Here is a 14,198-nt window from a genome sequence, read left to right as displayed (position 1 = left end):
ATCACTGACCTAATTCTAGCACGATGTATTTGCTAGAGGGGACGGGACCGCCGCATGCATCAGGAAACGACTGCCAGCAGCATCCCGTCCCCGCAGCTGAATATTTCGCAGCCGTCAACGGCCAAAGGGCGCCGGAGCTTGTCGAGCTCCCTGTCGGTCAACGGCCCAGCGATCGCCAGCCTGCCGCCGGGCAGGAGCACACGGCGCATTTCCTGCAGAGCGAGGAGGCGTTCATCATGACGCAGATGCTGCAGCACGAAGCTGCTTGCCGCGAAGTGGCAGCTTCGATCGGGAAGCGGCAATGCAAGCAGGTTGCCTTGCCGAGTTTCGATCTGCGGCAGCGAGCGGGCCAGCAGGGATAGCATCGACGAGGAGACGTCCACAGCGATCAAGCGGGCGCCGCCGGCGGTGAGAAGCCTCGTCAAGTTGCCGGTTCCGCAGCCGAGATCGGCGCCGGTTTCTCCTGGCAACGGGTCGAGCCAATCAGCCAGCTCTTCAAGCGTCGCTCTATACCGCTCTAACGAGTACCCGGCAGGCAGCGATCGGACAGGCGCTTCCTCTCCTGCTGCCGTCGCCATCCCGTCCCAGCCGATCCCGTCGGTCCAGCTGCCCCGGGTTTTTCGTTGTTGCTGGAGCTTCCGGGACAACTCATTCAATTGATCCAGCGAAGGGAGTCCGGCGCGGCTCTGCCAAGCCGCCATTCCCTGGTCCAGCGACTTCAAGGCGGCTGAGGCGTCCAGCCATTGTTCGTACAGCGATTGCCTCGCTGCTCCAGCCGCCAGCAGGAAAGCTTCCCGGTCGCCGAGGCTGTCCAACATGCTGGCAATGGAGGAGAGCGGGATGCCCCATTCACGCAGAGCCGCGATCCATCTCAGGCGATCGATGTCATCGTCGCTATAGCAGCGGTAGCCGCCTTCGGTTCGTGCGCTTGCCGGCAGCAGGCCCGTCTGTTCGTAATAACGGATGGCACGGGGAGTAAGGCCGGTCATGGCGGCTGCCTGACGGATATGCATGAGTAAGTTCTCCTTTCCGGCATAACCGGATTTTCGATTTGGATGTCGGAATGCGTTCTATCGCTATCATTAACTCACAGATTGACATCGCTTTTTAAATTTCAACTGTAGACATCTATCCTAAAGATCAATAACAGACACTTATGGCAAAGATACCGTAGACATCTGTCGCTAAGATTAATACAAACATCGATACAACCATTAATCGCAGATATTTATCGCAAATACCCAGCGCAGAAATACCCGGAGTTTCGATTGGCCGGTCGATGCGGTTGGCTACATCTTACACCTTGACGCAGGGAGAAGGTCAAGCGTCCCATAAGCACAAAAATCCAAATGGTCGGCATCGGAGTTCTAGAGGGGATATCTCCGGGAAGGTACAATAAAAGCAGAACGATAACCTTCCTAAAAGGCGGTATGTGGCATGACTAAAATCAATAATCCTATCGGCGTCATCGTGGACAGCTTCCAGCTCGGCGTTCGTCAAGGGCTGCTGAAGGCCAAGGAAGTCGGAGCGGACGGCGTGCAGATCTATGCGGTGAAGGGCGAAATGGATCCCGATGTGATGGATGCCGCCCGTCGCAGGGAGCTCAAGGAATACATCGCATCCCTCGGCTTGCAGATTTCCGCCCTTGTGGGCGATCTGGCGGGACACGGCTTCCAGGACGCCAAGGAGAACCGCTGGAAGATCGAAAAGTCCAAGCGGATTCTCGATCTGGCGATGGATCTCGGCTGCCCGATCGTCACGACCCACATCGGCATCGTGCCGGATGACGAGAACGGCGAGATCTACCACACGATGCAAAGCGCCTGCGATGAGCTCAGCAGCTATGCCAGCAGCATCAACGCTTACTTCGCGATCGAGACCGGTCCGGAGCGGTCCGCCCATCTGAAGAAGTTCCTCGATACGCTCAGCACGAACGGCTTGTCCGTCAACTTCGATCCGGCCAACATGGTGATGGTGACAGGCGACGATCCGGTTCAAGGCGTCTACACGCTGAAGGATTATATCGTCCACACTCATGCCAAGGACGGCATCCGGCTGCGGGAAGTCGACCCGCGCAAAGTATACGGCATGCTCGGTTACGAGGCAATGAGCCATGAGGCGCTGGCGGCATCGGCCGAAGCGGGCGAAGACTTCCGCGAAGTTCCGCTGGGCCAAGGCGGCGTGAATTGGCCGAATTATCTTCAGGCGCTTCAGGATATCGGCTACTCCGGCTACCTGACGATCGAGAGGGAAGTCGGCACCCAGCCTGAGCAGGATATCGCCGAAGCGGTCCGGTTCTTGAAGAGCTTCAAGTAACCTGATTCGAGAGGCATTATGCTGCCAGAGTAGCAGTAGAGGCTGCTGTCTGCTCGGGGCTCGATTAGAACAAGTCGGCAGAACAAGCAGAATCGACTGTAGAACAAGCAAAGCAATCAAAAGAAGTAAAGTGAGCAGATAAAGCCTAGCAAATGCAGCAGGCACAGAAAGAAAAGAACAGGCACAGAAAGAAAAGAACAGGCACAGAAAGAAAAGAACAAGCACAAAAAGAGAAGAACAAGCACAGAAAGCGAAGAATCCATTCCGGCATCGGAGGGGTTCTTCGCTTTTTTTTTACTTCAAATTTAATTCACATCCCTCAGACAGACTCGGACTCGGACGTCCGAATGTTGCGGCTGGCCGCTTCAAGAGCCCGTCGTCTGCTGCGGGAGGAAGCATATTCCTTCAGCTCGGGCAGGCGGGGAATGACGATGCCGGCCAGCACCAGCAGGCTTCCGCCTAACGAAAGCAGAGACAGCCGCTCATTTTGCAGAAGCGCGCCGAGACCTAGAGCGATGACGGGGGAGATGTACAGCCAGGTGGACGGGAAAAAGGCGTTTGTCGCTTTGATGAGCCAGGCATAGAGGCTGTGTCCGAGCATGGAGCCGACAACGGTCAAGTAGATCAGCGATCCGGCTGCCGGCAAGAAGATTGACTGCGCCGAGGGCCTTTCGGCGAAAGCGGAGAGAATCAGCAGCCCGATGCCGCCGTAGATCATCTGCGCGGCGTTCAAGGCGACCGGAGGCAGTTCCGGCGAGCGAAGCAGCGTACGCCGGGTCAAGAGGCTGCCTGCCGCATAACCTAGCTCTCCCAGCAGGACGAGCAGGCAGCTGACCAGCCAGATTACATTCGCCTGAGCATGAAGCTCCGGCATCATGAGCGTGATGACGCCAAGCAGGCCGATGCCGCAGCCTGCTCTCTCCAGGAAGCCGGCTCGCTGCCGGAGCGCCACGGATTGCATCAGCAGGATGGCCATCGGGCCTGTGGCCGACAGGATGGCGGCCATGCCGGAGTCGATATGCTGCTCGGCCCAGTAGAGTCCGGCAAAGGTGGCGAATGTGCTGCCGGCGCCGATGAAGACGAATTCCTTGCGGAACAGCATCGAGAAACGGACCTTGCGGCGGGCAAGCATCCAGCCGTACAGCAGCAGCCCGGCGGCGGTGAAGCGGATTCCTGCCGACAGGAACGGGGGCAGGCCGGCAGCCACGCCGATTTTGATGACGAGAAAAGTCGTGCCGAAAATCGCGCACATGAGCAAGTAATTGAATGCAACCATCAGCGTGCCTCCTCTTTTTATTTACTATAGAGGTTGACGAATAGAACAGATGGGATAGGATTAGACCAGATAGGCTGATATCGGGAGGAATGGGAAGTGGAGAACAACATCGCTGCCGCGGCTCGGGGCAATAACGCCGTCACCAAGCTGGCGCTCGTTCAAAACGAGGTGAGAAGCGGCATGAATCGGGGAGAGTGGAAGGCCGGGGAGAAGCTTCCATCGGTCAGGTCGATGGCGGAGCGGCTCGGGGTGCACCGGCTGACCGTGCTCAAAGCCTATCGGCTGCTCGAAGAGGAAGGCATTCTTGCCTCCAGGTACAAAAACGGCTATTACGTGCGTGCCCGCGAGGAAGGGCGGACGAGGACTACGGATGGAGATGCCGCTTCGGGGTGGGCTTACGCAGCCGCTCCGGGCTACGTCAACCGCAGCCGGCTTTCGGACATCCACAGCGTGCGGGTCAGCCATCAGATGTCGGAGGCTTTGATCGATCCGGCTCTGCTTCCGAACCGCTATTTATCGAATCATGTGAAGCAGGTGCTGGATCTTCATCCGATGGTTCTAAGCACTTATTCCACTGTGCTCGGCGATCCGGAGCTTAGGGAGGCTTTATCGGCGTTTTTTGCCGAAGCCCATGGAATCGATGTCGAGGCGGGAGAATTGCTCATCACGTCGGGTTCACAGCAAGCGATCGATCTTGTGTCGCGTTCTCTGGTCAAGCCCGGCGACCGCGTCTTGATTGAACGGCCGACGTACAGCCCGGCGATCGACGTCTTCCAGCAGCAGAATATCGTTCTGCTGCCTGTCGAGCTGACGGCGGAAGGATATGACCTGGACGCTGTCGAAGCGCTGATGGAGAAGGAGAAGCCCCGCCTGTTCTATATGAACCCGACCTTCCACAACCCGACGGGTTATACGGTTCCAGCCGAGCAGCGCAAGCTGCTGGTGGAGCTGGCGGAGCGGCATGACTGCATCCTGGTGGAGGATGACGTCTACCATGATATCTACTTCGACCAGCCCCCGCCTCCGCCTCTGTTCTATTACGATACGGAAGGATATGTCGTCTATATCCGCAGCTTCAGCAAATATATCGCTCCCGGCCTGCGGATTTCCGTGCTTGCCGCGCGCCCCTCGATCATGGAGGGCATCCGGCCGCTCAAAGCGTTGTCCGACAGCGGATCTCCGCTGCTCAATCAAAAAATATTCCAGCATTACTTTTTCTCGAGCCGCATGCAGGAGCATGTCCAGAAGCTGAGAACCGCGGTCCGCATGCGCAAGGATGCAATGGAAAATGCGCTTGCCCGCACGGGCTGGAGCTGGGACAGCCCTTCCGGAGGGCTGAACCTGTGGATCTCCTTGCCGGATGGAATCCCGGCCGATCTGCTGCTGGAACGATGCTTGGCGCGATCGGTCGCCTTTGTGCCCGGCAGCATCTGCGATCCGTTGGGCGATATGAATGCGAGGATCCGTCTCAGCTACTCCTTTTTGAGCGAAAAGCGGATCGCAGAGGCCGTCGAGCAGCTGATCGAAGCGGCGGAAGAGCTGCGGCACTGATTTTTTTTCGTATTTTGTTCAAATCCGCGGCGAGAGCGGCATCTCTCTGAATAGGCCGAAGAGAAGCGAGGAGATCAGCATGGAATCGATTGCCGAAGAAGAACACATCGGCGCCTCAATGGCATTGCCGCCTGCAGAGCCAGGCCATGCTGCTGATGTTGAACGAAAGCTCGCGGAACGGGCTAGAGCGGGAGATGCCGAAGCTTTCGGGGAGCTGTTCGAACGTCATCGCCAAAAGGCGAAGGGCTTGGCGCAGCGGCTGACAGGTGACGCGCATATGGCCGATGACGTCGTGCAGGAAGCGCTCATCCGCGCCTTCCTCCATCTGGGGACGCTTGCCGATACGAGCCGGCTGCTGCCGTGGTTTTACCGGATCGTCCGCAACCAGGCCAACATGAAGCTGCGCCGGGGCGGACCGTACCGCAAGGAAAGGCCGTTCAACTCGCTTGCAGCTCCTGTCGACCGAGGGGCCGCCGCTGCCGACTGGGATGATCTCGACAGCATTTTGTCCCACTTGGCCGGTCGGGCGAGCCAGGAAGCGGCTTCCAGCCAGGATCCGGCGGAGCTGCTGCTTCGCAAGGAAACGTATGAAACGATTCATGCGCTGCTCCATTGCCTGAATGCCAAGGAAAAAGGGATCTTCAAGGCTTATTTTTTCCGGCAGCTCCGTCCGGAAGAAATCGCCGGGATGTACGGGATGACGACCGGATCTATCTACACGTACATTCACCGTTCCAGGCAAAAGCTGCGCCAGGAGCATATCCGGGCTTCTCTCGGCCTGATGCCGGATGCGAAGAGAGGTGCGGGAATGGAAAACGGCAAGCTGCTTGAGCTTGCGGCAGGGAAAGAAGACCAGCCCAGGCTGTTCACGCTCGCAAGCAGTCTGGGAAGGATACTTGCGGCAAATGGAGAGCCGAGGAGCGGCGCGGAACTGATGGGAGACTCGGGGATGGCTTTCCGCATGAGCATTTCGGAGAAGACGACGTTCTCGGACGGGCTTTACATCTTCGATTGGAGGTCGTCGATACAAGAGCTGATGGCAGGATACGGGTACGAGACGGCGTTTTGCTGCGGGCAGCTGGCCGGCTCTCCGGTTCCGCTGCTCGGGGCCGTGGAGAGCTTCCCGGTCGTCCTGCCGATCGAGGAAGCCGTCCTGCCGTTCATCCGCAGCCGGATCGACGCCGGAATGCCTGTGCTTTATTTCGATACGCAGGCTTCTCGGCCGTTCGTCCATGAATGGTCCGTCATCTACGGTTATGACGACGACCGGCGCATCGTGCATGTGACCGATCCTGTGCTTCCCGAAGGGAAAACCTTGCCATACGAGGATGTGGCCGGCAATCCCGTCCGGTTTCTGGCCGCTTTTTCGCGGAAAGGGAGCAGCAGGACGGTGAGCAGGCAGGCGGCGGACAGCGAGGGGGTGATCCGGTTCGTCCAAGCTGCCTGCAAGGGAATTCATTTCGCCAATGAGGGATCGCAATATCGTCCTCGAACCTCGTACTTGAGCTATGCGGCGGGGCTTGCGGCTTACGAGGCCTGGATCCGCCATCTGGCCGATCCGGACACGGCGCCGAACCGATACGGCATGGGCCAGCTTGCAGCCGCCTATGCCGAGGCGAAGCGGTACGCGGGTGCGTACTTGCGGGCGGCACCTTTGCGCGGGGAGGCGATGAGGATGGCTCTGCTGGCATCGGAAGCTTATGAGCAGGCGGCGCTTGCGCTGGAGGAGCTCAGCCTCCTGGTTCCTTTCGTCAAAACGGCGGTAGTGATGCCTCCGAGCCTGCGGGAAGGCTGCATGTCCCTGTTGAGGAAAGCCAAGCGGTTCGAAAGCGCCGCCGTGGGCTATATGGAACAAGCATTGAAGCTGCATATCGAGGAGAGGGTCGAAGAAGATGAGCAAGCTTAGATTCATGACCGAGTTCACGAATTTGAAGCGGATTATGGAGGCCAAGGATTCGTTCGAGCGGCTCCATCCAGAGGTTGAGGTCGTCATCGAGCAGTCGGCGGATCATTTCGAGTCGCTCAGCGCTTGCCGAACGGATGAAGCGCCCGACATCATCGAATCGGGAGGCTGGGCGCTGTTCAACCGAGAGGGGATGTTCGTCGACTTGAACCCATTTGTCGAGCAGTCGGGGATTGAAGCGGATCTTTATTCGGGGCCGCTGGCGATTGCCCGCCATAACGGCACGCTGCCCGGACTTCCCGTCGACATGAGTGTTCCGCTGCTCGTGTTCAACAAGGAGATGTTCGACAAGGCGGGCCTGCCTTACCCGGAGGACGACTGGACATGGGAACAATTCGTTGAAGCGGCCAAAAAGCTGACGATCCGCGGCGAAGACGGGGTGGCGGTCCAGTTCGGCTTCGGCATCGGCGTGGACATCGAATGGTACGAGCCGTTCGTATTCCGGAATGGCGGATCGTATTTATCTCCTGACGGCCGGACAGCGAGAGGGTATGCCGACAGTCCGGCAACCATCGAGGCGATGCAGAAATTGATCGACGCTTACCGGGTGCATGGCATTATCCGCAAACCGAAGGAGCCATCATCTGCCGGGCAGCTTCATGAAGGCTTTGCCATGATTTTCGGCTTCATGTGGTTTGCCGGGGGTTTGATTCACCACGGCATCGATCATCGATTCGGGGTGGCAAGGCTGCCGCGACTGGCGGAAGGAAGAGACGGCAATATGATCTATATGGGCGGAGCGGGCATAACGGGCAATTCCCTGCAGCCCGGCCTGGCCTGGGATTTCCTGCGGCATTATCTCGTCGACAGCCCTTCGTGGCCGCTGCCGATATCCCGAAGCCAGGCGGAGGAGAGAGGCTTGCATGAGCACAGGATCTGGTCCCGCTATCTGGAGGAGCTTCAGCATGCGCAGCCGAGCGGCTTTTATTTGAATGAGAAATGGAACTCTGCCCGTCAGCTGATCAACGAGGACATCGAACGAATGATTGTCGACGGAGCGGATGTAGCGAAGACGCTGCGTTCATGGACCCGGTTTGCGTGAGACGCACATGGAAGGGCAACAGCAAGCAGGCGGGAAGCAGCATGAAAAACGCTGGCTCGAGGCGGCACAAGCGCAAGATTTCGTTGCTGCTTATCCGGTCTTTATGACCAGCGCTATCAATTGAAAAACGGCCGTCCAACCGAGCTTCGCTCGCAGGACGGCCGTTTTTCACTTTCATTTGATGCGGCTGGGGGGTTAGGAACGTCCTTTGTTCAGCAGTTCCCAGCGGTAGGCGTATTCGAACAGAAACTCGAACGATTCCAGATGGCGCTTGGCTTCGAAGGCATTCGCTCCCCAGGCGTAGATGCCGTGCTTGCGCAGCAGGATGCCCGGCAGGCGCGGATTCAAGTGATCCGTCACTTCGGGCACGATGCGGGGAATATCGGCGAAGTTAGGCACGATGGGAATGTCGATATGCGCCTCTTCCTCCCAAATGCCCAGCCCTTTGATCAGCTCGACTCCGGTCACCGGAACGCTCCGGCGCTCCCAGAAATATTCCGAGACGAGATTGCTGTAGACGGAATGGATATGGAAGATCGCGCCGCAGCCGGTGAGACGGTAAATCTCGCAGTGGATCAGCGTCTCGGCAGAAGGCTTGAGCGACGTCGCTTCGCTTGCCTTCCCGTTTTGATCCACGAGCAGGAAGTCCTCCGGCGTGGACTTGGACTTGTCCTTGCCGCTCGCCGTGACGGCGAATTGGAAGCGCCCCGGATTGAAGTCGCCTATGCGAACGGACAGATTGCCGCTCGTGCCTGGGAACCAGCCCCGTCCGGCGAACAGCTCCTTCACTTCGGAGAGCTCGGCGAAAGCTCTCTGCTTCTCTTCGAGTGTAATCGGGGAATCCATGTAATCGGTCATGGCCGTTCACCTGCTTTCTGAAGTTGCTGCCGCTCTTTGAGACTGGCGACTACGTCGTGGAAAGTACTGAATTCCACATGCGGAAGGCCAAGCTCGCGGCATTTGGTCGTGAGATGGGAGCGGGAGAAGACGAGATCGGCAAGCTTGGCGCCTTCAAAGTCGGTCACGCTGTCCCCGATCAGAATCCGGTCGTGCTTGTCGCCCGCGAAGCGGCGGATGACGGCTGTTTTGCACATGCCGCATTGTCCGTTCGGACATTCCTCGTCGCAGCTATGCGGCCAGACAATCTCGATGTTCTCTCCGCTGAAATCGCTGCTGTTGCAATAGATATGGTCTTCCGGAATGCCGAAGCGGGACAGCAGCGGATAGACGAAAAAGTCGATGCCGCCGCTAGTGACGAAAAATTCGATATTCTCCGCCTTGCAGTAATCGAGCAGCTCCTGGAAGCCGGCCCGAATGACGGCGTTGGAGATCGAGTAGGCGATCACTTCATCTTTGAGCGAGGCTGGCAGGAGACGGAACATTTCGCCGACTCCCTGCTTGATCGACTTGCGCTGGTCGATGGTATCCTGGGCGATCTGTTCCCAGCCCTCAGGATTGAAATGGCGGATGATAGCGATGATGTTGTCGTTCTCGGTTATCGTGCCGTCGAAGTCGCAGAAAATAACCGGCCTGCGGGCTGCCCCGGCGTTATAGGAGGCAGAGAAGCCGGATTCGGTCAGGGATGAGGTCATGATGACGAGCCTTCTTTCATGCGGGATTGTTCTCGAAGAGAAGGATGCCTCGGGCAGCCTCTGCATTCGACTCCAGGGAAGGGCTTCACACGGCGAATACGTCAACGCCTTTCAAAGCCTGTACAAGAAGAAAGCATACCACAAGCTTGTCTTCTTCTCTACGCCGAAATGGCCGCCTCTTGAAGACGGCGGCCATTTCGGCGGAAAGGAAAGTCAGCCTTCGCGAACGCCCCAGGCCTTGATGGCTGCGGCAAGTTCTTCTCGTCCGGAAGCGGCAGCCGCTTCCTGGAGAGACACTCCCTCCAGCGACGCGTCGATCGCCTGCCGGAATGCGCGGCCGCCGGCGGCCGCTCCCATCGGATGGCCATGGACGCCGCCGCCGGCGTTCACGACGACTTCGCCTCCGAAGTCTCTCAGGATCAGCGGCACGAGTCCGGGATGGATGCCCGCAGACGGCACGGGGAAGCTTGTCCTTGCAGGGACAGAAGGATCCAGCAGCGCTTCCTTGATCGCCATGTTCTCCTGCTTCGGCATGACGACGGAGCCGTAGGGCGAAGGGAAGAGGACCAGGTCCGCGCCAGCCAGCCGCATAAGCTTGCCCAGCAGCAGCGAAGCGGAGATTCCGTAGTGCGGGGACGGATAGAAAGCGCCCGCCAGAGCGGGATGCGCCGCGATCGGGACGTTGATGTCCGGATCGCCGCTCAGCTCGTGAAGAACGTCGTAGCCGTAGGAAAGGACATTGAACAGCAGGGCGTTGGCGCCTTCCGATATTGCGGTGCGGGCCTGTTCGGCGAGCTTGGAAGTCGGTCCGGTCAGATTGACGGCGTACAGAAGCTTCTGTCCGGTATGCTCCGACGCTTTGCGAGCGGCTTCCATGCAGACGGCGACACGGCGGCGGATGCCGATCTCCTCGTTCTCGAACAGAATCTCATCATCCTTGATGAGATCCACTCCGCCGAGCGCCTGCTGGTAGAACTGCTCCTCCAATCCTTTCAGGTCATGGCCGATGACCGACTTGAAAATGCTCATCAGCAGCGGCCGGTCATGGACGCCCAGCAGCTCCCGCACGCCTTCGATGCCGAACTTCGGTCCAGGGAAGGCGCTCCGGAAGCTCTCGGACACATCGAGATCGAGCAGCCGCACGCGGCCGTCCATCGACAGCTTGCCGAATACGGTGACGAGCAGGGCTGGAATGTCCCGGCTGAAATTGATGTCGGGATAGGCGATCCGAATATCGGCATAGCGCGATCCCGGCGTGCCGTCGCCTTCATGGACGTCGATGGAGACCGTGCGTCCCAGATGCTTTTCCATTTCGGCCTTCCGTGCGTCCGGAAGCTCGGTCCAGCTGCCGACCGTCAAGCCTACGGCGATGGAGTCCGCTTTTTTGCTGAAATCCGCCTTGTCGTCATGGACACGGTAAAGGGCGGTGCACATGCCTGGAATGGCGATGTTACTTTTGCTCTCGTTCACCAAGAACGCTCCTTTCGATCTCGCGGCCGATCTCGTCCGCACGCTGCGCGGACTTTTTCATTCCGGCCTTGAAAAATTCGGCGACACGATGCTCCTGCATCAGCTGGATCGCCGCTTGAGTCGTGCCGTTCGGGCTGGTCACCTTGCGCCTCAGCTCGGCCGGCTGCTCGCCGGTCACCCGCATCATTTCGGCGGCGCCGAGCACGGTCTGCACGGTGAGCTCGCGCGAGGAATCGCTGTCGAGCCCCATTTCCATCCCGGCTTCGATCATGGCTTCCATAATATAATACAAGTAGGCCGGTCCGCTACCCGACAATCCGGTGACGGCTTCCAGCAGCCGCTCCTCCACGACCGTTATGAGGCCGATCGAGCGGAACAGCTGCTCCACGGCCGCCCGCTGCTCCGAATCCGTCTCCGGGGAATAGCTCAGCGCCGTCGCGCCGAGGCCGATCGTGCTGGACGTGTTGGGCATCGTCCGGGCGACGGCGGCTTTCGTCCCGACCAGAGCTTGGATCGTGCGGATCGACAAGCCTGCGATGAGGGAGACGATCAGCTTGCTGCCGTCGATGAGATGGGAGATGGAGCGCAGCGCTTCCTCGGCGTCCTTGGGCTTCATGCTGAGCACGATGACGTCTGCGCCGGCCAGCATCGCCTCTTTTTCCTCCGGAGTCTCTGCGGTCAGGACCCCGTATGCCGAGCGGAGCTCGGCCAGCCTGGAGCCGCCGCTGCGGTTGAACATGCCGATGCGCGAGGCTCCGCACAGTCCGCGCGATATCATGCCGCGGGCGACGGCTTCGGCCATGGAGCCGGCTCCGAAGAAGCAGTAGCTCAGCGTTTCCGGCTGGGCGAACAAAGCGGGAGTTCCCGCCGATGATGGGAATGGGGTAGTCAATAGTAGTCCTCCTTAACGTTCCTTGACGGCTGTCAGCCTCTGATCTGGCCGGTGCCCTGGATGCGGTATTTCGTCGATGTAAGCGCCGGCAGACCCATCGGTCCCCGTACATGTAGCTTTTGCGTACTGATCCCGATCTCGGCTCCATAGCCGAATTCGAAGCCGTCCGTGAAACGGGTGGAGGCGTTATGGTAGACGGCCGCGGCGTCCACTTCATTCAGGAATCGTCCTGCGGCATCGGCATCGGGCGTCACGATGCATTCGGAATGGCGGGTGCCGTATCGCGAAATATGGTCCAGCGCCTCGTCCAAGCTGTCCACGACGCGAATGTTGAGAATATAGTCGTTATACTCCGTCGCATAGTCGGCTTCGCCTGCCGGTGCCATTGGGACCGCGCTTCCCGCTATGCGGCGCGCTTCGCCGCAGCCTCTCAACTCGACACCGGCCCCGGCAATCGCAGCTGCCAGAGGAACGAGGCCATGCTCGGCATAGCGGGCGTTGACGAGCAGCGTCTCCATGGAGTTGCAGACGGATGGACGCTGGGCTTTGGCGTTGACGGCAATGGAGGCAGCCATGGCCGGATCGGCCTCCGCATCGACATAAGTATGGCAGATTCCCGCCCCCGTCTCAATGACAGGCACGGTCGCGTTCTCGATCACATTGCGGATCAGAGCCGCGCCGCCGCGAGGAATGATGACGTCGAGCAGGCCGTTCAGCTTGAGCATGGCGTCCGCCGATGCGCGGCTCGGATCCTCGATCAACTGGAGCGCTTCAGGCGGCACCGCTGTAGCTTGCAGCGCTCCGCGAAGCACCTCCACGACGCGCTGGTTCGTTTGGAGGGCGGCGCTTCCTCCGCGAAGAACGACGCTGTTGCCGGTTTTCAGGCATAGGGCCGCGGCGTCAACCGTGACGTTGGGTCGGGCTTCATAGATCATGCCGATGACGCCGAGCGGCACGGACACCTGCTCGATGTGGAGCCCGTTCGGGCGCTCGATCGTCTGCACGGTCCGTCCGACGGGGTCCTCCAGGGCGATGACCTCCCGGACACCTTGGGCGATCGAGGCGATCCGCTCGGCATTCAGCGCGAGCCGGTCTAGCAGGGAAGGGGCGGTTCCAGCCTCGCGCCCGCGCTTCAGATCCAGGGCATTGGCTTCCAGGATGCTGTCCGTTTCCACGATCAGCGCGGCGGCCATCGCCTCCAGCGCCCGGTTTTTCTCGGCCGTGTCCAGGCTGCCCAGCTTGCGGGCGGCTTGCTTCGCGAGCGCGGCTTTGACGGCCGCTTCGGATGCGGCGGTTTTTTGCTCTATCGTCATGGTTCATTCTCCTTTCGGGTTTAGGGCTGCTGCTCGGGATTCAAGTTGCTGGCCGCTTCGCGTGCAATCCGCTTGAAGTGCGCCGCTTCGCGTGCAGTTTGCTTAAAGTGCGCCGCTTCGCGTGCAGCCTGCTTAAAGTGCGCCGCTGCGAGTGCAGCCTGCTTAAAGTGCGCCGCTGCGCGTGCAGCCGATCTTCCGATCGCTGTTCCCGTCGGATTCCCTGATTCTCATGGACAAGGGAAGGAATCCTCCGGAAAAGGCGACCGCTGACGCTTCTCCAGAACCGGCTGGCACGCTTCGCGGGCCATGGCGCTTATACTCGTTGCGCGGGACTCAATTTGCGTGCCGCTGCGCATGCAGTCCGCTTGAAGTGCGCCGCTGCGCGTGCAGCCGATCTTCCGATCGCTGTTCCCGTCGGATTCCCTGATTATCATGTCCAAGGGAAGGAATCCTCCGGAAAAGGCGACCGCTGACGCTTCTCCAGATTCGGCTGGCACGCTTCGCGGGCCAAGGCGCTATGCTCGCTGCGCGGGGCAGAAGTGCGCCGCTTCGCGTGCAGTTCCGCTTGAAGTTCGCCGCTGCGCGTGCAGCCGATCTTCCGATCGCTGTTCCCGTCGGATTCCCTGATTCTATGCTCAAGGGAAGGAATCCTCCGGAAAAGGCGACCGCTGACGCTTCTCCAGACCCGGCTGGCACGCTTCGCGGGCCATGGCGCTTATACTCGCTGCGCGGGACTCAATTTGCGTGCCGCTGCGCATGCAGTCCGCTTGAAGTGCGCCGCTG

At 59.6% G+C, this 14,198-nt stretch carries 11 protein-coding genes; 4 read left to right on the top strand and 7 right to left on the bottom strand.

The window, feature by feature from the left end; all coding sequences use genetic code 11:
* Nucleotides 1-59: 59 nt before the first annotated feature.
* Entirely contained in the window at nt 60-1,013 is a 954-nt protein-coding gene (locus ACLBWT_RS03585; RefSeq protein WP_447661716.1) for a methyltransferase domain-containing protein, read from the bottom strand.
* A gap of 424 nt (nt 1,014-1,437) precedes the next feature.
* Between ACLBWT_RS03585 and ACLBWT_RS03580 the strand changes: the two genes are divergently transcribed.
* Complete coding sequence (locus ACLBWT_RS03580; RefSeq protein WP_447661715.1) at nt 1,438-2,316, top strand: sugar phosphate isomerase/epimerase family protein; 879 nt, start codon at nt 1,438-1,440, stop codon at nt 2,314-2,316.
* Between the two features lie 319 nt (nt 2,317-2,635).
* On the opposite strand, the gene ACLBWT_RS03575 is transcribed toward ACLBWT_RS03580, so the two are convergent.
* Nucleotides 2,636-3,592 carry a DMT family transporter gene (locus ACLBWT_RS03575; RefSeq protein WP_447661714.1) on the bottom strand — a complete coding sequence of 319 codons (957 nt, stop codon included), beginning with the start codon at nt 3,590-3,592 and terminating at the stop codon, nt 2,636-2,638.
* 96 nt (nt 3,593-3,688) lie between these two features.
* Between ACLBWT_RS03575 and ACLBWT_RS03570 the strand changes: the two genes are divergently transcribed.
* From ACLBWT_RS03570 to ACLBWT_RS03560, 3 genes are all read left to right on the top strand, one after another.
* The gene (locus tag ACLBWT_RS03570) at nt 3,689-5,143 is read left to right on the top strand and encodes an aminotransferase-like domain-containing protein (protein ID WP_447661713.1); all 1,455 of its coding nucleotides are present in this window, start codon (nt 3,689-3,691) and stop codon (nt 5,141-5,143) included.
* 79 nt (nt 5,144-5,222) lie between these two features.
* Nucleotides 5,223-7,049 carry an RNA polymerase sigma factor gene (locus tag ACLBWT_RS03565; RefSeq protein WP_447661712.1) on the top strand — a complete coding sequence of 609 codons (1,827 nt, stop codon included), beginning with the start codon at nt 5,223-5,225 and terminating at the stop codon, nt 7,047-7,049.
* Complete coding sequence (locus ACLBWT_RS03560; protein ID WP_447661711.1) at nt 7,036-8,148, top strand: extracellular solute-binding protein; 1,113 nt, start codon at nt 7,036-7,038, stop codon at nt 8,146-8,148. The genes ACLBWT_RS03565 and ACLBWT_RS03560 overlap by 14 nt, the downstream gene beginning before the upstream one ends.
* Before the next feature lie 195 nt (nt 8,149-8,343).
* On the opposite strand, the gene mtnB is transcribed toward ACLBWT_RS03560, so the two are convergent.
* From mtnB to ACLBWT_RS03535, 5 genes are all read right to left on the bottom strand, one after another.
* On the bottom strand, nt 8,344-9,006 hold the full coding sequence (gene mtnB, locus ACLBWT_RS03555) for a methylthioribulose 1-phosphate dehydratase (RefSeq protein ID WP_447661710.1): 663 nt from the start codon (nt 9,004-9,006) through the stop codon (nt 8,344-8,346).
* Nucleotides 9,003-9,740 (bottom strand): 2-hydroxy-3-keto-5-methylthiopentenyl-1-phosphate phosphatase, encoded by a 738-nt coding sequence (locus ACLBWT_RS03550; RefSeq protein WP_447661709.1) that lies wholly within the window; start codon nt 9,738-9,740, stop codon nt 9,003-9,005. Before ACLBWT_RS03550 ends, mtnB begins: the two co-directional genes overlap by 4 nt.
* 213 nt (nt 9,741-9,953) lie before the next feature.
* Nucleotides 9,954-11,183 carry a 2,3-diketo-5-methylthiopentyl-1-phosphate enolase gene (locus ACLBWT_RS03545; protein WP_447662235.1) on the bottom strand — a complete coding sequence of 410 codons (1,230 nt, stop codon included), beginning with the start codon at nt 11,181-11,183 and terminating at the stop codon, nt 9,954-9,956.
* 7 nt (nt 11,184-11,190) lie between these two features.
* On the bottom strand, nt 11,191-12,102 hold the full coding sequence (gene proC, locus ACLBWT_RS03540; RefSeq protein ID WP_447661708.1) for a pyrroline-5-carboxylate reductase: 912 nt from the start codon (nt 12,100-12,102) through the stop codon (nt 11,191-11,193).
* 32 nt (nt 12,103-12,134) lie between these two features.
* Nucleotides 12,135-13,415, bottom strand: coding sequence for a glutamate-5-semialdehyde dehydrogenase (locus ACLBWT_RS03535; RefSeq protein ID WP_447661707.1), 1,281 nt, complete (start codon nt 13,413-13,415; stop codon nt 12,135-12,137).
* Nucleotides 13,416-14,198 lie beyond the last annotated feature (783 nt).

It is taken from the genome of Paenibacillus sp. D51F (assembly GCF_053345695.1).
Note: the sequence above shows the minus strand (reverse complement) of the source record. Positions and strands in the feature narration are given on the sequence as shown.

Bases quoted from the DNA above. Each gene is read 5' to 3' on its own strand.
- ACLBWT_RS03585 (WP_447661716.1), bottom strand. From the start codon at position 1,013: ATGCATATCCGTCAGGCAGCCGCCATGACCGGCCTTACTCCCCGTGCC.
- ACLBWT_RS03580 (WP_447661715.1), top strand. From the start codon at position 1,438: ATGACTAAAATCAATAATCCTATCGGCGTCATCGTGGACAGCTTCCAG.
- ACLBWT_RS03575 (WP_447661714.1), bottom strand. From the start codon at position 3,592: ATGGTTGCATTCAATTACTTGCTCATGTGCGCGATTTTCGGCACGACT.
- ACLBWT_RS03565 (WP_447661712.1), top strand. From the start codon at position 5,223: ATGGAATCGATTGCCGAAGAAGAACACATCGGCGCCTCAATGGCATTG.
- ACLBWT_RS03560 (WP_447661711.1), top strand. From the start codon at position 7,036: ATGAGCAAGCTTAGATTCATGACCGAGTTCACGAATTTGAAGCGGATT.
- mtnB (WP_447661710.1), bottom strand. From the start codon at position 9,006: ATGACCGATTACATGGATTCCCCGATTACACTCGAAGAGAAGCAGAGA.
- ACLBWT_RS03550 (WP_447661709.1), bottom strand. From the start codon at position 9,740: ATGACCTCATCCCTGACCGAATCCGGCTTCTCTGCCTCCTATAACGCC.
- ACLBWT_RS03535 (WP_447661707.1), bottom strand. From the start codon at position 13,415: ATGACGATAGAGCAAAAAACCGCCGCATCCGAAGCGGCCGTCAAAGCC.